The sequence below is a fragment of the Streptomyces sp. NPDC051776 genome (genome assembly GCF_040681345.1).
Classification (GTDB): Bacteria; Actinomycetota; Actinomycetes; order Streptomycetales; family Streptomycetaceae; genus Streptomyces.
Window position 1 is genome coordinate 59,644 of record NZ_JBFAYQ010000019.1, and the last position, 17,388, is coordinate 77,031.

Below are 17,388 nucleotides of genomic sequence, written 5' to 3' on the forward strand. Positions count from 1 at the left end.
GGGATCGGTTCAACCGCCGTTGCGCACCGTGTCCACGAACAGCCGGTGAACGCGGTGGTCGCCAGTGAGTTCCGGGTGGAAGGACGTCGCGAGCACATGCCCCTGACGCACGGCGACGATGTGATCCTCGTGCGTGGCCAGGACCTCCACGTCCCCGCCGACGGACTCCACCCACGGGGCACGGATGAAGACGCCTTCGACCTCGCCGCCCTGGATGCCGGTGAAGTCCACGGCGGCCTCGAAGGACTCGTTCTGCCGCCCGTAGGCGTTACGGCGCACGATCATGTCGATGCCGCCGAGCGTCTCCTGGTCGTCCCGGCCGTCCAGCAGCTTGTCCGCCAGCATGATCATGCCGGCGCAGGTGCCGTACGTGGGCAGGCCGCCGCGGATCCGCTCGCGCAGCGGCTCCAGCAGGCCGAAGGTGATCGCCAGCTTGGACATGGTGGTCGACTCGCCCCCGGGGATCACCAGGCCGTCGATCTCGGCGAGTTCCCCGGCCCGGCGGACCGGGTGGGCCGAGGCGCCGGACTCGGCGAGCGCGGCGAGGTGCTCGCGGACGTCGCCCTGGAGGGCGAGGACGCCGATGACTGGGGTGGACACGGGAGAAGACCTCTCAGCGGTGCGGTTGTTGTGTCAGCGGTCTGCGGGTGCTGCGGGGTGACGCGGGCGGGGATTCCCGCGCTCCGCGGCCGGTGGGCGGCCCGCGGTCCCCCACGGCCGCCCACCCGTCGCGAAGTACTCGGTCACCAGCCGCGGTTGGCGTACCGCTCGGTCTCGGGGAGGGTGTCGCAGTTGATGCCGACCATGGCCTCGCCCAGGCCGCGGGACGCGTCCGCGATGATCTTGGGGTCGTCGTAGAAGGTGGTGGCCTTCACGATGGCGGCGGCGCGCTTCGCCGGGTCGCCGGACTTGAAGATGCCGGAGCCGACGAAGACGCCCTCGGCGCCGAGCTGGCACATCAGCGCGGCGTCGGCCGGGGTGGCGACACCGCCGGCGGAGAACAGCACGACGGGCAGCTTGCCCAGCTCCGCGACCTCCTTGACGAGTTCGTACGGGGCGCGCAACTCCTTGGCGGCCGCGTACAGCTCGTTGTTGTCGAGGGCGCGCAGCCTGCCGATCTCGTTCTTGATCTGGCGGAGGTGGCGCACGGCCTCGACCACATTGCCCGTACCGGCCTCGCCCTTGGAGCGGATCATGGCCGCCCCCTCGGCGATCCGACGCAGGGCCTCGCCCAGATTCGTCGCGCCGCAGACAAAGGGGGTGGTGAAGGCGAACTTGTCGCTGTGGTTGACCTCGTCGGCCGGGGTGAGGACCTCGGACTCGTCGATGTAGTCCACACCGAGGGCCTGGAGGATCTGGGCCTCGACAAAATGGCCGATACGGGACTTGGCCATCACCGGGATCGACACGGCCCCGATGATGCCCTCGATCATGTCCGGGTCGGACATACGGGCCACGCCGCCGTCCTTGCGGATGTCGGCGGGCACGCGCTCCAGCGCCATGACCGCGACCGCGCCGGCGTCCTCGGCGATCTTCGCCTGCTCCGGCGTGACGACGTCCATGATCACGCCGCCCTTGAGCTGCTCGGCCATGCCGCGCTTGACGCGCGCGGTGCCGGTCTCGGGGGCCCCGGAGGAAGCGTTGGCAGACGTGCTGGGGAGCGTGCTGGACACGGTTTGACCTCACTCGATGACGAATGTGCGATGAGCCCATCGTAGGGCCGTTCGATGTCCGTCCCCGACCGGCACCCGGTTCGGGGGGACCGCCTGACTGGTACGGGGAAGACCAAACCGTGTGCCGCCGTACCCGGACAAGGGCCAATCATTCGCCGGTGGCCCGGTCGGACCGCGGCTCGTGCCGTGATGGTGAAAGGGGGGCGCCGCACCATGGCGCGGCTCAGGCGCCCGGCGCGAGGAGTCGCACCCGGCGCGGAGTCCTGGCGTGGTACGGGTCAGGGGCCTGGGGTCGCGGATCGGGGCACGGTGGGCGCGAGTCAGGGACCGGGGTCGCAGCTCGGGCCCCGTTGGGCGCGAGCTGCGACCCGTTCGGCGCGAGTCAGGTCCTCGTGCGGGCGGCGAGAGCGGCGGGGGGCTCGTCGTCCATCTCGAAAGCGAGCGGGAACGGCGCGTGTCCCGCGAGCCGGAACCAGCGCACCTTGCGGTGCCGCCGCAGGGCACGCGCGGCGCGTACGGCGTCGTTGTGGAAGCGCCGCGCCATGGGGACACGGCGCACCGCCGCCGCCAGCTCCCCGACCGCCTCCTCGCCGCCGGGGGCATCACGTACGGCATCGACCTGCGCGGACTCGGAGAAGACGGCGCGCAGTGCCTGGCTGAGCTCGCTCTCGGTCACCTCGCGCTGCTCCTCCTCGGCCTGGCGGGCGGCATGAGCAGCCTGGTACAGCACGATCGAGGCGGCCGGATCCAGGACCCCCGACGTCGCCACCTCCTGCGCGACGGAGGCGCGGCGCAGAAGCTGCGCGTCGAGCGCGGCGCGGGTGGCGTCGATGCGTGCGTGCAGCCGGTCTAGCCGCCCCGCGGTCCAGCTCAGGTACAAGGCGATCGCGACGAGCGCCACCGCGATCCAGATCCAAGTCGAGGTCACGGGCGGCAAGGCTACCGGCAGGGAATTCCATTCCCGGCACGGCGGATTCCCGCCGCGCTCGCGCGGACCGCTCCGGCGGAGTCCCGCTTCCCGCTTCCCGTTCAGGCTTCCCGTTCACGCTTCCCGCAGCAGACCCGGGTCGCTCGGACCGCCCCAGGGCCAGGGTGCCCCATCTCTCCACTGCGGCGGATAGGACGAGCATCGGGTCCGGCACGGGCGCCGGTGACGGCCGGGGCCGCAGCGAGGCCCCGGTGAGCGGTATTCCAGGGCGCCCGGAGCCGCAGCAGCCATCCCCCCGGCACCCGGCCTGAAATCGCTTGCCGCAAAGGCTGCTTCGGGTCAGGCCCTCTCAACGACGGGCCCCCCGGCACCCCGTTCGCGCAACCGACGACGGCCGCTCCCGGGCACCCTGCCCAGCCAGTCCTCGCCCACGACCAACAGGCCGCCGCGGAAGCGGACTTGAGCCCAGGCGCGGCCATGCCGTGCACGGACCAACAGGCCGCCGCGGAAGCGGACTTGAGCCCGGGCGCGGCCATGCCGTGCTCCGCGGCTGCATGAGAAGGCGATGGCCCTCGGGTCCGATCCCGTACGCCTGCCTGCCGTCCGTCAGTCCCTGGCCAGGCCGAAGCGGGCGCGCAGGCCGCTCGTGCGGTCGTCCGCGGCGACCGAGGCCGCGCCGTCCGTGACCGTCTCGTAGACGGCCAGGATGTCCGCGCCCACCGTCGCCCAGTCGAAGCGCCGTACGTGGCGGCTGCCGCGCTCGCGCAGTACCTCCCGGCGCTCCGGGTCGCCGAGCAGCCGTACCGCCGCGGCCGCCAGCGCGTCCGAATCCTCGACGCCGAACAGCTCGCCCGCCTCTCCCCCGTCCAGGACCTGCGCGAACGCATCCAGGTCACTGGCCAGGACCGGGGCGCCCGCCGACATCGCCTCAACGAGGATGATGCCGAAGGACTCGCCGCCGGTGTTGGGCGCCACGTACAGGTCCACACTGCGCAGCAGACGCGCCTTGTCCTCGTCGCTGACCATGCCGAGGAACTCCACGCGCTCGCGCACCTCGGCGGGCAGCCCGGCGACCGCTTCCTTCTCGTCGCCGCGTCCCGCGACGAGAAGCCTGGTCTCCGGCCGCTCCTCGATGATCCGGGGCAGCGCCTTCATCAGCACCGGAAGGCCCTTGCGCGGCTCGTCGATGCGGCCGATGAAGCCGATCGTGCCGCTTTGCCACTCGGGTTTCGCTTCGGCGTCCGCGAAGAAGCCGACGTCCACGCCGTTGGGGATGACCACCGCGTCGCCGCCGAGGTGTTCGACGAGGGTGCGGCGCGCGTACTCGCTCACCGCGATCCGGGCGCTGATCTTCTCCAGGGCCGCCTGCAGGATCGCGTACGCGGCGACCATCGCGCGCGAGCGGGGGTTGGAGGTGTGGAACGTGGCCACGATCGGGCCCTGCGCCGCCCAGCAGGACAGCAGCCCGAGCGAGGGCGAGGCGGGCTCGTGGATGTGCAGAACGTCGAAGTCGCCCTCGTGCAGCCAGCGGCGGACCCGCGCGGCGGACAGGAAGCCGAAGTTGAGGCGGGCCACCGAGCCGTTGTACGGCACCGGGACCGCGCGTCCGGCCGAGACGACGTACGGCGGCAGCGGCGTTTCGTCGTCCGCCGGGGCCAGGACGGAGACCTCGTGCCCGCGACGGATCAAGTGCTCGGCCAGGTCCCTGATATGGAACTGGACGCCGCCCGGCACGTCCCACGAGTACGGGCAGACGATGCCGATCCTCAAGGCTTCTCCGTTCCGGAACTGTCGTCCCTGGAGCCGGTGTCCCGGCCGGTGGAACCGCCGCGCGCCACGCCGCCGCCGGGCACCTCGTCGGACACCACGCCGGACTCCGCCGGGCCGGTCGGCGAGCCGGCGGCCGCCTCCCGGGGTTCGAGGTCCTTCAGCCACAACCGCTGCAGCATGTGCCAGTCCTGCGGAGACTCGGCGATCCCGGCGGCGAAGACATCGGCCAGGGCCTGGATCATCGCGGAGGTCTTCTCGGTCCGCGTGCCGGTCGCCGGGACCTCGATCGCCGGGTGGACCCGGCCCCGCATGAGGGGCGGCTCCTCGTACCTGAGCGTGACCGGGAGCAGCAGCGCGCCGGTCTGCTGGGCGAGCATCGCGGGCCCGGCGGGCATCCGCGCCGTGTCCCCGAAGAAGGACACCTCCACACCCGACGCGGAGAGGTCGCGGTCGGCGACCAGGCACACCAGCCCGCCCGCGCGCAGCCGCCGCGCGAGCATTCCGAATGCGCTGCCGCCGGTGTGCGGAAGGACCTCCATGCCCAGGCCCTCGCGGTAGGCCACGAACCGGTCGTAGAGCGTCTCCGGCTTCAGCCGCTCGGCCACGGTGGTGAAGGGCACCCCGAGCCGGGTGGTGACCCAGGCGCCCGCCAGGTCCCAGTTCGCCAGGTGGGGCAGTGCCAGTATCAAGCCCTTGCCCGCGGCCAGGCCCTCCTCCAGCAGGTGCAGGTCCTTGACCTCGAAGCTTCTCGCAATGCGCTCGTTGCTCCAGGCCGGGAGGCGGAAGGACTCCATCCAGTAGCGCAGATAGGAGCGCATGCCCGCGCGGGACAGCTCCGAGAGCCGCTCCGCTCCCGCCTCCGGCACAACGCGGGCGAGGTTGGCCTCCAGCCGCAGCACGCTCCTCCCGCGCCGTCTCCAGGCCGTGTCGGCGATCTGCTGCCCCAGCGTCACGGCCACGGGCTCGGGCAGGTGCTTGACGGTGCTCCAGCCCAGGCCGTAGAGCCCGTCGGTCAGCCGGTGCGCGATCCCGCTCATCATGCCTCGCTCCCCTGCGCCGGGGCCGCACTCGCGTCCGCCTCCGCGGCCTCACGCCGTACGGTGACCATACGCTGCCCCAGTGTCACCAGACTGCCCACGGCAACGATCCACAGAGCGATCGGCAGCAGGATGCCGATGTGGGGCACGCCGAATGTCTCGAACCCGGCGAAGCCCGCGGCGACCAGCGAGATCGTCAGCCGCTCGGCCCGCTCCACCAGCCCGTTCACATTGACCGGCAGGCCGATGCTCTCGCCGCGCGCCTTGGTGTACGAGACGACCTGCCCGCTGGCCAGGCAGAAGATCGCGACCGCGCACAGCGCGATGCTGTCGCCGCCGCCCGCGTACCAGAGCGCGAACCCCGCGAAGATCGCCGCGTCCGCGACCCGGTCGAGCGTGGAGTCCAGGAAGGCGCCCCACCGGCTCGACCTGCCCAGTTGCCGGGCCATGTTGCCGTCCACCAGGTCCGAGAAGACGAACAGGGTGATAACCACAGTGCCCCAGAACAGCTCGCCCTGCGGATAGAAGACCAGCGCACCCGCCACGACGCCCGCGGTACCGGTGAGGGTGACCGCATCGGGGCTGACGCCGAGGCGCAGCAGGAGTGACGCGAACGGTGTGAGAACACGCGTGAAGAACGCACGCGCGTACTTGTTCAGCATGGCCTTCCCGAGGGTCGGTGGGGGCCGCGCGGCCCTTGCGGCCACCGGCGCCGCCCCATCGTAGCCAGCAGGCGCTTGCCCGGGGCGAGCGCACCCGGCGCGTGCCCGGGGTTCGACGTATGGACGCGGCCTGGCAGCGGTGGAAAGCTCGAAAGAACGCAACAGGTGCAGACCGGGAGGCGAGGCACATGGGCGACAGGACGAACACAAACCCCGGGGCCGCCGGCAGGGCAGTATCGGCCGACCAGCCCTCATCGCTGCGGAATGTGGTGCTGGTCGGCCACAGCGGATCGGGAAAGACCACGCTGGTCGAAGCACTCGCCCTCGCAGCGGGCGCGGTGAACCGGGCGGGCCGGGTCGAGGACGGAAGCAGTCTCTCCGACTACGACGAGATCGAGCACCGCCAGCAGCGATCCGTACAGCTCTCCCTCGTCCCTGTGGAATGGGGCGGGATCAAGATCAATCTTCTGGACACACCCGGATACGCCGACTTCGTCGGAGAGCTGAGGGCCGGTCTGCGAGCAGCGGACGCGGCCCTCTTCGTCGTTTCTGCGGCGGACGGCGTGGACGGCTCGACACGCATGGTGTGGGAGGAGTGCGCGGCCGTCGGCATGCCGCGCGCGATCGTCGTGACGCATCTGGAGTCGGCCCGCGCCGGCTTCGAGGAGATGACGGCGGTGTGCCGGCGGGCCTTCGGGGGCGACGACCCGGACGCCGTCCTGCCGCTGTATCTGCCGCTGCACGGCGAGGAGAGCGCGGACGGGCATGCCCCGGTCGCCGGGCTCATCGGGCTGCTCTCCCAGCGCGTCTACGACTACTCCGCGAGCGAGCGGGTGGACCGGGCACCCGACGACGAGCACCTGCCGCTCATCGAGGAGGCCCGCAACCGCCTCATCGAGGGGATCATCGCCGAGAGCGAGGACGAGACCCTCATGGACCGCTACCTCGGCGGCGAGGAGGTCGACGTCAAGACGCTCATCGAGGACCTGGAGCGCGCCGTGGCACGCGGCAGCTTCCACCCGGTCCTGGCCGCGGCGCCCCCCTCCGAGGGCAGCAAGCAGGGCATCGGCACCGTCGAGCTGCTGGAGCTGATCACCGGAGGCTTCCCGACCCCGCTGGAGCGCGAGGCACCCGCTGTCACGACCCCGCAGGGCGCCCCGCGCCCCGCGCTGACGTGCGACCCCAAGGGGCGGCTCGCCGCGGAAGTGGTCAAGACCGCCTCCGACCCGTATGTCGGCCGGATCAGTCTCGTACGGGTCTTCTCCGGGACGCTGCGCCCCGACGAGACGGTGCACGTCTCCGGCCACGGCCTGGAGGACCGCGGTCACGAGGACCACGACGTGGACGAGAAGATCGGCGCGCTCTCGGCGCCGTTCGGAAAGCAGCAACGGGTCATGCCCGAGGCCATCGCCGGTGATCTGGCGTGTGTGGCGAAGCTGAACCGGGCCGAGACGGGCGACACCCTGTCCGCCAAGAACGACCCGCTCCTGATGGAGCCGTGGGTGATGCCCGACCCGCTGCTCCCGGTCGCGATCGAGGCGCACAGCAAGGCGGACGAGGACAAGCTCTCCGTCGGACTGTCCCGTCTGGTCGCCGAGGACCCGACGATGCGTCTGGAGCAGAATCCGGACACGCATCAGGTGGTGCTGTGGTGCCTGGGCGAGGCCCATATGGACGTGGTGCTCGAACGGCTGCGCAGCCGGTACGGCGTCCAGGTCGACGCCGTGCTCCACAAGGTGTCGCTGCGCGAGACGTTCGGCGAGAAGGCCGCCGCGCGCGGACGGCACGTCAAACAGTCCGGTGGGCACGGGCAGTTCGCGATCTGCGAGATCGAGGTCGAACCGCTCCCCGAGGGCTCCGGTATCGAGTTCGTCGACAAGGTCGTCGGCGGTGCCGTGCCGCGCCAGTTCATCCCGTCGGTCGAGAAGGGTGTGCGGGCTCAGGCCTCCCGCGGCGTCGCCGCCGGGTACCAGCTCGTGGACGTACGGGTGACGTTGCTCGACGGCAAGGCGCACTCGGTGGACTCCTCGGACGCCGCCTTCCAGACGGCGGGCGCGCTCGCGTTGCGCGAGGCCGCGTCCTCCAGCAGGATCCACCTGCTGGAGCCGTATGCGGAGGTCCAGGTGCTCGTTTCGGACGAGTACGTGGGCTCGGTGATGAGCGATCTGTCCGGGCGCCGCGGCCGCGTCGTGGGCACCGAACAGACCCCGGGCGGGCGGACGCTCGTACGGGCCGAGGTGCCGGAGATCGAGATCGGCCGGTACGCGGTGGATCTGCGGTCGCTCTCCCACGGCACGGGCCGGTTCAGCCGCTCGTACAGCCGGCACGAGCCGATGCCGCCGCAGCTCGCCACGAAGATCCGCGAGGAGGCGGAATCCAGCGCATAGAAGAAACCGGATCCGGGCGCGGAACGCCCGGCCGGGCGCATATAAGAGGCCGGGTCCGGCTCGCAAGAGGCCGGATCCGGCCCGTCGTCGAGATGTCGCCCGTCCAACTGCCGTGCGGCGGGCGGCACTCCGCCGATACGCTGAGATGCACGTCCGACGGTACGTCCTGAACACGGGCATGGTTGCCGGGCGTTGTAGTCGGGAAGATCGTTGAGCGGAAGCGCAGCGGCTTGGGGGCGGTAGTGGCAGACGGCGGTTTCGACTTCAGTCCCGGAGCGCAGGTTCCGCTCACGGGCGCAGCGGGACAGACGGCGGCGACCAACGCCCTGGCCTCGGCGGCCTACCGGGACAGTCCGGTCGCCGACCTGCTGAAGGCGAACAGCGACTGGCACAAGTCGCAGGTGAAGGCTGCGCGGCTGTCCCTGTTCGAGCCCAACCTCGGCGAGGCGTTCTCGCGTGCCGTGCAGGTGCGGCTGCTCGGCGGCGCCCGGAAGCCGATCATCCAGTCCTTCGGCACCGAGCCGCAGGCCGTGGTCGAGCACTGCCTGGCGGCCAACCGCATCCGCAAGGAGCGCGACACCAGGCTGACCGTGGTGATGGTGGTCTTCGGGCTGCTGTTCCTGCCGGGCATGCTGCTGTGGCTCGGGGCGTTCCAGCTCCGCCGCACGCTCGCCGGTTCGCAGAACCGCGGAGCGGGAGCACTGGGCACGGCCGTGCTCATCGCCATGGGCGTGCTTGCGGTGATCTTCCTCATCCGCCTCCCGTTCACCGGCTTCTTGGGCATCTATCTGCGCGCGATGGTGGTCGCCCCGGTGATCGGCTGGCTGTGGGCGAAGCAGATCTGCGAGCGTACGGCGAAGGTGCTGCGCGAGTGCTGGGCCGGCATGCTCGCCGGCGGAGGCATCGGCGCGAAGATCCCCGAGGCCGTACCGCAGAACCCGAACGAGACCAGCGCCGAGCGGCTGCGCCTGGGACTGGCCAAGCTGTCCGCAGAGGAGCGCAGCAACCTCGTCTTCTACGCGGGCCCCAAGGGCATTCTCGGCATGGGCACCCGCTGGGGGAGCTGGCATCTGGCGGAGGAACTGATCTCCCGCGACCCGGACAAGGAGATCAACCCCTTCCGGAGCTGGGACGTCATCAAAGCGGTCCACGACCAGCTGCGGATGCTGGAGCGGGGGCCGCTGCACACCGGCGGCTTCCCGAAGCCGTCGGTCACGCACTGGATCGTCTCCCCCATCGGCGAGGGCGCCGACGAGGTGGCCAGGCAGCAGGACAGCGACACCGACGCCTTCCAGATCAGGGGGCACGAGATCCAGCGCATCTGCAACGAGCAGCAGTTCGGCAGCGGCAACCGCCACTATCTGGGCGTGCAGTTCGTCCTCTGGGACGGACAGCTCGTGATCACGATGCTGGTCACCGTCACCGTGCTCCACGAGACGCTGCGCATCGAGGTGACGGGGCACGCGCTCGGCCCGGTCCACCCGCTGTTCACCAGCAAGCCCGCAGCCAAGACCAAAGAGGTCTCCAAGGCCGTGAAGTTCTGGGAGACCAAGGAGGTGGGCCTGCCACTGGTGGACGCCAAGGAGGTGGTGCGGCTGGCCGCCCGCGCTCCCCTGACCTGGTTCCCGCCGGTCCTGGACTACCTCGGCGGAAAGGTCGTGCTGCCGGAGCCCTTCGGGCTCCGGCACGCCTGGGCCGACAAGCCGTGGCGCCACCGCTTCATGGCGGACGACGCGCTGCGTGCCGCCACCCCGGTCCTGCGGGTGGTGCATGCGGCCGCGATCCGGGTCCTGGAGGAGAACGGCGTCGACACCGAGCAGTTCGGCACGCGTTCCACGCTGCTCAGCGGCAGCGTCCAGGGCGCGACACCTATGAAGGCCGACGTCTACGACGCGTAAACGAACCCCCATCCGTACGCGTAGGCGCTCCTCCTTCGTCCGTCGTCTCACTCCCATCCGTACCGCGGAGGCGCTCCTTCTTCCGTACGCGCAGGAGCGCCCGCATCCGTACGCGTGGGTGCGCGCACGGTACCTACGCATGGCAGGGCGCTGGCACCCAAGGTGCCCGCGCCCTTGCGGTTGAGCCTCTCAGTCCTGGGCCGGCCATGTCTCGGCGAGGATCCGCCGGGTATCCGCGAGGAGCTGCGGCAGCACCCTCGTGTGTCCGACGATCGGCATGAAATTGGTGTCGCCGCCCCACCGCGGCACCACATGCTGGTGCAGATGGACGGCGATACCGGCCCCCGCGACCGTGCCCTGGTTCATGCCGATGTTGAAGCCGTGCGCCCCGGAGGCGGTGCGCAGCGCGGTCATCGCCCGCTTGGTGAACTCAGCCAGCTCCGCCGTCTCGGTGGGGTCAAGATCCGTGTAGTCGGCGACGTGCCGGAAGGGGACCACCATGAGGTGGCCGCCGTTGTACGGGTACAGGTTCAGGACCGCGTAGACGTGCTCGCCTCGGGCGATGATCAGCCCGTCCTCGTCCGACTTGTCCGGGAGGGTGCAGAACGGGCAGCCGTCCCCCGTACCGGGGCCGCTCGGCTTGCTCTGCCCCTGGATGTAAGCCATGCGGTGCGGCGTCCACATCCGCTGGAACGCGTCCGGCGTCCCGACTCCGATCTGCTGTTCCGGCTCACTCGTCATGCTGTGCAGCATATGGCTTCGCCCGTTCGCAACGTGTCGCCGGGGCGGTCGCCCCGGGGCCGCCCGCGATGCTGAGCCGATGAACGACGACAGCCGGTTGCGGAGCTGGGAGCGGCGCACCACCGTCCCGCTCTTCGTCGCGTCGCTCCTGTTCCTCGCCTCGTACGCGGTGCGGGTTCTCGACGAGGACCTCTCGTCCGGCTGGGACGACTTCTGGCTGGCGGTGACGGCGGCGACCTGGACCTCGTTCGCCGTCGACTACGCGGTCCGACTGGGCTTGAGCCGCCAGGGGCTGCGGTTCGTCCCCAGCCACCCGCTCGACGCCGTGGTGCTTGCGCTGCCGCTGCTACGGCCGTTGCGCATGGTGCAGATGTACAACGTGATGAAGCAGCGCCACGAGGAGCCCGTTCTCAGCCTCTACGCGCGGGTGATCACCTACGCCACGCTGACCTCGCTGCTGATCGGCTTCGCCTCGGCACTGGCCGTCTACGCGGCCGAGCGGGACGCGCCCGGCGCCACGATCCGTACGTTCGGCGACTCGGTGTGGTGGGCCTGCTCGACGCTGACGACGACCGGCTACGGCGATGTGGCGCCGGTGACGCCGACCGGCCGGGCCATCGCCGTGCTGCTCATGGCATGCGGGCTCGCACTGCTCGGCTCCGTCACCGGCTCGTTCTCCTCCTGGCTGCTGCAGACATTCGCACGGCCGGAGGACGAGCCCGGGCCCCCTGAGCGGTGATGGCTCGGGGGCCCGCTGCGCGGTGTGCGAACCGGCCCGCTGCCGGGGGCCGGGCGGCGGTTCAGACCTGGATGCGGTCGCGGACCGCGCCGACGATCTCGGCGACCGCGTCGTCCACCGGCACTCCGTTCTTCTGCTCACCGTTGCGGTAGCGGAAGGAGACCGCGCCCTTCGACACGTCGTCGTCCCCCGCGATGAGCATGTACGGCACCTTGGACTTCTGCGCGTTGCGGATCTTCTTCTGCATACGGTCCGCCGACGCGTCCACCTCGACCCGGATGCCGTGCTTCCGGAGCGCAGCGGCCACCTCCCGCAGATACGGCACGTGGTCGTCACCGATCGGGATGCCGACCGCCTGGACCGGGGCGAGCCACGCCGGGAACACTCCCGCGTAGTGCTCCAGCAGCACCGCGAAGAACCGCTCGATCGAGCCGAACAGCGCGCGGTGGATCATGACCGGGCGCTGCCGGGAGCCGTCGGCCGCGGTGTAGGTGAGGTCGAAGCGGTCGGGCAGATTGAAGTCGACCTGGATCGTCGACATCTGCCACGTCCTGCCGATCGCGTCCTTGGCCTGCACCGAGATCTTCGGGCCGTAGAAAGCCGCACCGCCCGGATCCATCACCAGGTCCAGGCCCTGCTTCTCGGCGGCCTCGCGCAGCGCCTCCGTGGCCTGCTCCCAGTTCTCGTCCGAGCCGATGAACTTCTCCGGGTCCTTGGTGGACAGCTCCAGGTAGAAGTCCTCCAGGCCGTAGTCGCGCAGCAGATTCAGCACGAAGGTGAGCAGCGAGTCCAGCTCGTCCGCCATCTGCTCGCGCGTGCAGTAGATGTGCGCGTCGTCCTGGGTGAAGCCGCGGGCGCGGGTGAGGCCGTGCACGACGCCCGACTTCTCGTAGCGGTAGACCGTCCCGAACTCGAAAAGCCGCAGCGGCAGTTCACGGTACGAGCGGCCCCGCGCGTCGAAGATCAGGTTGTGCATGGGGCAGTTCATGGGTTTGAGGTAGTAGTCCACGCCCTCGTCGAGCTGCATGGGCGGGTACATGCCCTCGGCGTACCAGTCCAGGTGGCCCGACTTCTCGAACAGCTTCCCCTTGGTCGCGTGCGGGGTGTAGACGAACTCGTAGTCCGCCTCCTCGTGCCGCTTGCGCGAGTAGTCCTCCATGACCCGGCGGACGATGCCGCCCTTGGGGTGGAAGACGGCCAGTCCCGAACCGATGTCCTCCGGGATGGAGAACAGGTCCAGCTCGGAGCCGAGCTTGCGGTGGTCACGCTTCTCGGCCTCGGCGAGAAAGTCCAGATACGCCTTCAGCTCGTCCTTCGACGGCCAGGCGGTGCCGTAGATGCGCTGGAGCTGCTTGTTCTTCTCACTGCCGCGCCAGTACGCGGCAGCCGAGCGCATCAGCTTGAACGCCGGGATGACGCGCGTGGTCGGCAGGTGCGGGCCGCGGCAGAGGTCCTTCCAGCACAGCTCGCCCGACTTGGCGTCGAGGTTGTCGTAGATCGTCAGCTCGCCGGCGCCGACCTCGGCGGAGGCACCCTCGGCGGCGTCCGCGGCGGAGCCCTTGAGACCGATCAGCTCCAGCTTGTGGGGCTCGCCGGACAGCTCCTCGCGGGCGTCCTCATCGGAGACCGCGCGGCGCGAGAACCGCTGGCCGCGCTTGACGATCTCCTGCATCTTCTTCTCGATGCGCTTGAGGTCGTCGGGCTGGAACGGGGTGTCGACGTCGAAGTCGTAGTAGAAGCCGTCCTTGACGGGCGGGCCGATGCCGAGCTTGGCCTCCGGGAACAGCTCCTGCACCGCCTGCGCCATCACATGCGCGGTGGAGTGGCGCAGGATGTTCAGACCGTCGTCGGAGGAGATGAGGACCGGCTCGACGACATCCCCGTCGGCCACCTCGTGCGCGAGGTCCTTCAGGGTCGCGACCCCGCCGGCGGGCGCGACGCGGGCCGCCACAACGCTGCGGTCGCCGCCGAGGAGCTCCGCCGCCGTCGTGCCCGTGGTCACCACGCGCTCTTCCCGCTCGGAATCGCGTTGGATGATCACACGGACGTCTGACACCGGACTCTCCTGACTGTGGGTGTTGGCGCAGCGGACACTGCGCGCCTGAATCGTACCGAGCCGCGCGGGGGCGACGCGAAAGAGCAGCCCGCCGCCTACCGTGACCGGTATGGCCAACGACTGGAACCACGAGCTCGTCGAACAGCTCGAGTGGCACTGGAAGAACCAGTTGCGCCCGCGGCTGGAAGGGCTGTCCGACGACGAGTACTTCTGGGAGCCGGTGCCCGGCTGTTGGAACGTGCGCCCCAGAGGTGAATCCACGGCCCCCATCGCTGCCGGAGCGGGCGCCTACACGATCGACTTCGCCGTCCCGGAGCCCGACCCGGCACCGGTGACCACGATCGCCTGGCGGCTCGGCCACCTCCTCGTCGGGGTCCTCGGGGCGCGGGTCGCCTCGCACTTCGGCGGCCCGCCCGTCAGTTACGAGTCGTACGCCTACCCCGGTACGGCGGAGGAGGCCCTCGCGCGGCTCGATGCGGGGTACGCGGCGTGGACAGCCGGTGTGCGCACACTCGGGGACGAGGGTCTGCAGCGCCCCTGCGGTCCGGCCGAAGGGCCGTACGCGGAGCGGACGATGACGGCCCTGGTGCTGCACATCAATCGCGAGATGATCCACCATGGGGCGGAACTGGCTCTGTTGCGCGACCTCTACCGGTACCGGAAATCCGGCATCTTCTAGAACTCCGGTCTCTTCCGGAACTGCTGGGACGCGGCCCGACCCGCGTCGTCCGCTCGTTCTCGCTGATCCTCACTCCTCCTCGCCGCATGCCTCCTGGAAGAAGTCCAGGTTCTCGTGGAGCGACTTGAGCAGCCGGTCCCGCTCCTCCTCGTCCACGTGCACCGGCACCACCCCCTCCGCTCCGGTGAGCCGGCGGAACCCGCCCCGGCTCTCCAGGCGGCCGCTGAGCCGCACCGGCAGTCCGACCAGGTGTGCATGGCCCGCGATGCGGTAGGCGTCCTCGTCCAGGGCCACCCGCACCTGCGGCACATCCGCCCCGGCGAGCACCCGCAGCCGTACGCTCCCGGGCCCCCTGGGCGCCGAGCGCCGCATCCGCACCACCGCGCCCGTGATCCGTACGGGAACCGACGGCTCGTCCCGTACGTACCGCGCGCCCGCCTCGCGCAGGGCCGGCAGATCGCCGGGCGAGAACTCCACCGGTTCCGGGCCGTCCGCGAACCCCTCGGGCGCGCCCGCCGCCGGCGACCACTGGACGGCCGTCCGGATCCCCTCCGAGCCGCGGACCAGCGCCACGACCGCCTCGGTCAGCTCCTGGCTCACCCCGAGTTCGACGGCCGCGTCGAAGGCCTCCATGCGGCCGGTGGCGCGCTGGTAGTCGGCCGCGTCACGAGCGGCGTGCAGGGCGCGCAGCAGACCGGTGACCGCGGCACGACCGCGCTCGACCGGCACGAACACGGTGAGCCGGCGGCCGTTGCCCGGCTCCGGCCCGACCCGTACGTGCTCAAGGGCCGCCTCCGCGTACCGGCGGTGGCGGGCGCCGTGGTAGCCGGCCCGCCCCCGCGCGGCGAGCGCCCCGGCGATCAGCATCGCCCGCGCCCCCGTCCGAAGCTGCTCCTGCGCGGGCCAGGCCGCACCGGCGCTCCCGGACAGCGGCACGTCCCGCCACCACCGGATCTCGTCGCTCGGCACGGCGAGCCCCATGAGGACGTCACGGGCGGAGGGGCTGGCGCTGCGGGCCAGCGCCATCAGGGCCTCGGCAATCAGGTCCCCGCTGTCGGGAAAGGCACGGCTCTCGGGGACCAGCAGGCTGGTGCCGGCCGCGACGTGGCCGGGCGGCGTCCAGCGCGTGTAGCGCCCGGCCTCGCCACCGCGCCGTCGCCAGCCGTGGCGGCCCAGCAGCGCGCCGAGGACGGCGGGGTCGACCCGCTCGGGGACCGGGCCACTGCCCGCGGTCTCGCCGGACTCTCGGGGGTGGGGGCGTACGGACTTGTCGAACGGCCGGTGCATCACGGTCTCCCTCCCACCCCGACCCGGGTCATGATTTCGCAGAGGGCCCGGTCGTCGAAGATCCGCGTCGTGGGGATCCGCACCGTGGTCCTGCGCCGGCCGGTCACCCGGTGACCGGCCAGATTGGTCCAGTAACAGCAGTGCCGTAGTTCTAGGAGGTCGTGAGAGGCGCGCAGCCATTCCTCCGGGCTGCGTGGCACGAGCATCACGACGAGGATCTTGTGCACCGACACCGGGGTGCGTGCGAGCTTCACCAAGTGCTCGTTGTCGAGCGTGAAGGAGAACGAAGGACCGGACGGGTGCGGCGCTATTTGATAGGTGCATTTGAGCTGCACCTTGATGGTCACTTCGTCGTCGACCGCATGGCCCGGCGCACTGTGGCTGACATGCCAGTCGATTCCGTTGTCGGGAAAGGGCTGCGCAAGCGAGCAGCCCGCCGCGGCCGCGACCGCGTGGAGATAGCCCACCTGGAGCGTTTCCATGCAGGCGGTGGTGGCCAGTCCGCCGCGCAGCGGTGCTGTCCGCTCGGGCAGCAGCCCCCCTTGTTCGGGCTGCGCGAGCGCCATGTCCGAAAAGCCTTCCGGGCCTTGTCGATGGAATCCCCGTTGCGGACCGAGTGACTTTCGAACGGCCCGTCAATTGTGTTGTCTCCGCCCCGCGTACGGCGCAAACGGCCCGGGTATCACCAGCTCGGACAGAGGGTCTCATTTCCGATCTGCCGGTAACGCGCGAGGAGTTTGACATGTCGTGCTGGTTCGAGGGACCGCTCGCCGCATTCGACACCGAGACAACGGGCATCGACGTCGAGCAGGACCGTATCGTCTCCGCCGCACTGGTGGTGCAGAGCTCCTCGGGAGCGGTACCGCGCATCTACCGGTGGCTGGTGAATCCGGGAGTACCGATACCCGAAGAGGCCATCGCCGTACATGGTCTGACGCAGGATCACCTGAACCGGGAAGGCCGCTGGCCTGCGCCTGTGATGGAGGAGGTGGCCAGGGCTCTCGCCGCGCAGGCGGCCGCGGGGACCCCCCTGGTGGTGATGAACGCACCATTCGATCTGACCCTGCTGGACCGGGAGTTGAGGCGGCACCGCGCCAAGTCCCTTGCGGACTACCTGGGGTGCACATCGATGTGCGTGCTCGACCCCCGGGTCCTCGACAAGTACCTGGACCGGTACCGCAAGGGCCGGCGCACCCTCTCCGACCTGTGCGAGCACTACGGCGTGACACTGTCCGCCGCACATGACGCGGCGGCCGACGCGGTGGGCGCACTGGAGGTCGTACGCGCTCTGTGCCTGCGGTTCGGGCCCCGGCTGGAGGAGCTCAGTCCGGCCGAACTGCACGCCCGCCAAGCGGTCTGGCACGCGGCGCAGGCGCGGGGGCTGCAGTCGTGGTTCGAACGCAACGGCACGGAGGAGGCGGTCGATCCGGCGTGGCCGCTGCGACCGGACCTGCCGGCCGCGGCGTAGGAACGCGGGCCGGGGCTCCCGGACCGTGCCCGCGCACATCCAGGCGCACCCGAGGGTGGGTAG

The 17,388-nt window shown here is 70.7% G+C and carries 15 protein-coding genes; 5 read left to right on the forward strand and 10 right to left on the reverse strand.

Annotated elements, in window-relative coordinates; all coding sequences use genetic code 11:
* Positions 1 to 9 precede the first annotated feature (9 nt).
* The 6 genes from pdxT to pgsA all read right to left on the reverse strand — a co-directional run bounded on the left by pdxT (position 10) and on the right by pgsA (position 6,070).
* On the reverse strand, positions 10 to 600 hold the full coding sequence (gene pdxT, locus AB0M26_RS16945; RefSeq protein WP_365261191.1) for a pyridoxal 5'-phosphate synthase glutaminase subunit PdxT: 591 nt from the start codon (positions 598 to 600) through the stop codon (positions 10 to 12).
* A gap of 143 nt (positions 601 to 743) precedes the next feature.
* Positions 744 to 1,592, reverse strand: a complete 849-nt coding sequence (gene pdxS / locus AB0M26_RS16950) for a pyridoxal 5'-phosphate synthase lyase subunit PdxS (RefSeq protein WP_365261334.1) — start codon at positions 1,590 to 1,592, stop codon at positions 744 to 746.
* A gap of 463 nt (positions 1,593 to 2,055) precedes the next feature.
* Positions 2,056 to 2,601 carry a hypothetical protein gene (locus tag AB0M26_RS16955; protein ID WP_365261194.1) on the reverse strand — a complete coding sequence of 182 codons (546 nt, stop codon included), beginning with the start codon at positions 2,599 to 2,601 and terminating at the stop codon, positions 2,056 to 2,058.
* A gap of 606 nt (positions 2,602 to 3,207) precedes the next feature.
* Positions 3,208 to 4,371: a glycosyltransferase family 4 protein gene (locus AB0M26_RS16960; protein WP_365261196.1), complete on the reverse strand. Its 1,164-nt coding sequence runs from the start codon at positions 4,369 to 4,371 to the stop codon at positions 3,208 to 3,210.
* On the reverse strand, positions 4,368 to 5,408 hold the full coding sequence (locus AB0M26_RS16965; RefSeq protein WP_365261337.1) for a phosphatidylinositol mannoside acyltransferase: 1,041 nt from the start codon (positions 5,406 to 5,408) through the stop codon (positions 4,368 to 4,370). Before AB0M26_RS16965 ends, AB0M26_RS16960 begins: the two co-directional genes overlap by 4 nt.
* On the reverse strand, positions 5,408 to 6,070 hold the full coding sequence (pgsA, locus tag AB0M26_RS16970) for a phosphatidylinositol phosphate synthase (protein ID WP_365261199.1): 663 nt from the start codon (positions 6,068 to 6,070) through the stop codon (positions 5,408 to 5,410). Before pgsA ends, AB0M26_RS16965 begins: the two co-directional genes overlap by 1 nt.
* A gap of 188 nt (positions 6,071 to 6,258) precedes the next feature.
* Between pgsA and AB0M26_RS16975 the strand changes: the two genes are divergently transcribed.
* Together AB0M26_RS16975 and AB0M26_RS16980 are read left to right on the forward strand one after the other, a co-directional pair.
* Complete coding sequence (locus AB0M26_RS16975; RefSeq protein WP_365261202.1) at positions 6,259 to 8,457, forward strand: elongation factor G-like protein EF-G2; 2,199 nt, start codon at positions 6,259 to 6,261, stop codon at positions 8,455 to 8,457.
* Positions 8,458 to 8,699: 242 nt separating this feature from the next.
* Positions 8,700 to 10,355, forward strand: coding sequence for a hypothetical protein (locus tag AB0M26_RS16980; RefSeq protein ID WP_365261205.1), 1,656 nt, complete (start codon positions 8,700 to 8,702; stop codon positions 10,353 to 10,355).
* Positions 10,356 to 10,544: 189 nt separating this feature from the next.
* On the opposite strand, the gene AB0M26_RS16985 is transcribed toward AB0M26_RS16980, so the two are convergent.
* Positions 10,545 to 11,108: an HIT domain-containing protein gene (locus tag AB0M26_RS16985; protein WP_365261208.1), complete on the reverse strand. Its 564-nt coding sequence runs from the start codon at positions 11,106 to 11,108 to the stop codon at positions 10,545 to 10,547.
* Between the two features lie 67 nt (positions 11,109 to 11,175).
* Here AB0M26_RS16985 and AB0M26_RS16990 point away from each other — a divergent pair, with 67 nt between their 5' ends.
* Positions 11,176 to 11,835 (forward strand): potassium channel family protein, encoded by a 660-nt coding sequence (locus tag AB0M26_RS16990; RefSeq protein WP_365261211.1) that lies wholly within the window; start codon positions 11,176 to 11,178, stop codon positions 11,833 to 11,835.
* Positions 11,836 to 11,896: 61 nt separating this feature from the next.
* Here the strand turns inward: AB0M26_RS16990 and thrS are convergent, their stop codons facing one another.
* A complete protein-coding gene (gene thrS / locus AB0M26_RS16995) occupies positions 11,897 to 13,891 on the reverse strand; it encodes a threonine--tRNA ligase (RefSeq protein ID WP_365261214.1) in 1,995 nt (664 codons plus the stop codon).
* Between the two features lie 109 nt (positions 13,892 to 14,000).
* Here thrS and AB0M26_RS17000 point away from each other — a divergent pair, with 109 nt between their 5' ends.
* Positions 14,001 to 14,570: a DinB family protein gene (locus AB0M26_RS17000; RefSeq protein WP_365261217.1), complete on the forward strand. Its 570-nt coding sequence runs from the start codon at positions 14,001 to 14,003 to the stop codon at positions 14,568 to 14,570.
* Positions 14,571 to 14,639: 69 nt separating this feature from the next.
* Here AB0M26_RS17000 and AB0M26_RS17005 read toward each other — a convergent pair whose 3' ends face one another.
* Positions 14,640 to 15,857, reverse strand: coding sequence for a hypothetical protein (locus AB0M26_RS17005; RefSeq protein ID WP_365261220.1), 1,218 nt, complete (start codon positions 15,855 to 15,857; stop codon positions 14,640 to 14,642).
* Positions 15,857 to 16,423 carry a DUF4365 domain-containing protein gene (locus AB0M26_RS17010; protein ID WP_365261223.1) on the reverse strand — a complete coding sequence of 189 codons (567 nt, stop codon included), beginning with the start codon at positions 16,421 to 16,423 and terminating at the stop codon, positions 15,857 to 15,859. Before AB0M26_RS17010 ends, AB0M26_RS17005 begins: the two co-directional genes overlap by 1 nt.
* 176 nt (positions 16,424 to 16,599) lie before the next feature.
* On the opposite strand from AB0M26_RS17010, the gene AB0M26_RS17015 reads away from it, so the two are divergent.
* Positions 16,600 to 17,325 carry a 3'-5' exonuclease gene (locus tag AB0M26_RS17015; protein WP_365261225.1) on the forward strand — a complete coding sequence of 242 codons (726 nt, stop codon included), beginning with the start codon at positions 16,600 to 16,602 and terminating at the stop codon, positions 17,323 to 17,325.
* Positions 17,326 to 17,388 lie beyond the last annotated feature (63 nt).

Bases quoted from the DNA above. Each gene is read 5' to 3' on its own strand.
- pdxS (WP_365261334.1), bottom strand. From the start codon at position 1,592: ATGGCCGAGCAGCTCAAGGGCGGCGTGATCATGGACGTCGTCACGCCG.
- AB0M26_RS16965 (WP_365261337.1), bottom strand. From the start codon at position 5,408: ATGAGCGGGATCGCGCACCGGCTGACCGACGGGCTCTACGGCCTGGGC.
- pgsA (WP_365261199.1), bottom strand. From the start codon at position 6,070: ATGCTGAACAAGTACGCGCGTGCGTTCTTCACGCGTGTTCTCACACCG.
- AB0M26_RS16975 (WP_365261202.1), top strand. From the start codon at position 6,259: ATGGGCGACAGGACGAACACAAACCCCGGGGCCGCCGGCAGGGCAGTA.
- AB0M26_RS16985 (WP_365261208.1), bottom strand. From the start codon at position 11,108: ATGCTGCACAGCATGACGAGTGAGCCGGAACAGCAGATCGGAGTCGGG.
- AB0M26_RS16990 (WP_365261211.1), top strand. From the start codon at position 11,176: ATGAACGACGACAGCCGGTTGCGGAGCTGGGAGCGGCGCACCACCGTC.
- AB0M26_RS17000 (WP_365261217.1), top strand. From the start codon at position 14,001: ATGGCCAACGACTGGAACCACGAGCTCGTCGAACAGCTCGAGTGGCAC.
- AB0M26_RS17005 (WP_365261220.1), bottom strand. From the start codon at position 15,857: ATGCACCGGCCGTTCGACAAGTCCGTACGCCCCCACCCCCGAGAGTCC.
- AB0M26_RS17010 (WP_365261223.1), bottom strand. From the start codon at position 16,423: ATGGCGCTCGCGCAGCCCGAACAAGGGGGGCTGCTGCCCGAGCGGACA.
- AB0M26_RS17015 (WP_365261225.1), top strand. From the start codon at position 16,600: ATGTCGTGCTGGTTCGAGGGACCGCTCGCCGCATTCGACACCGAGACA.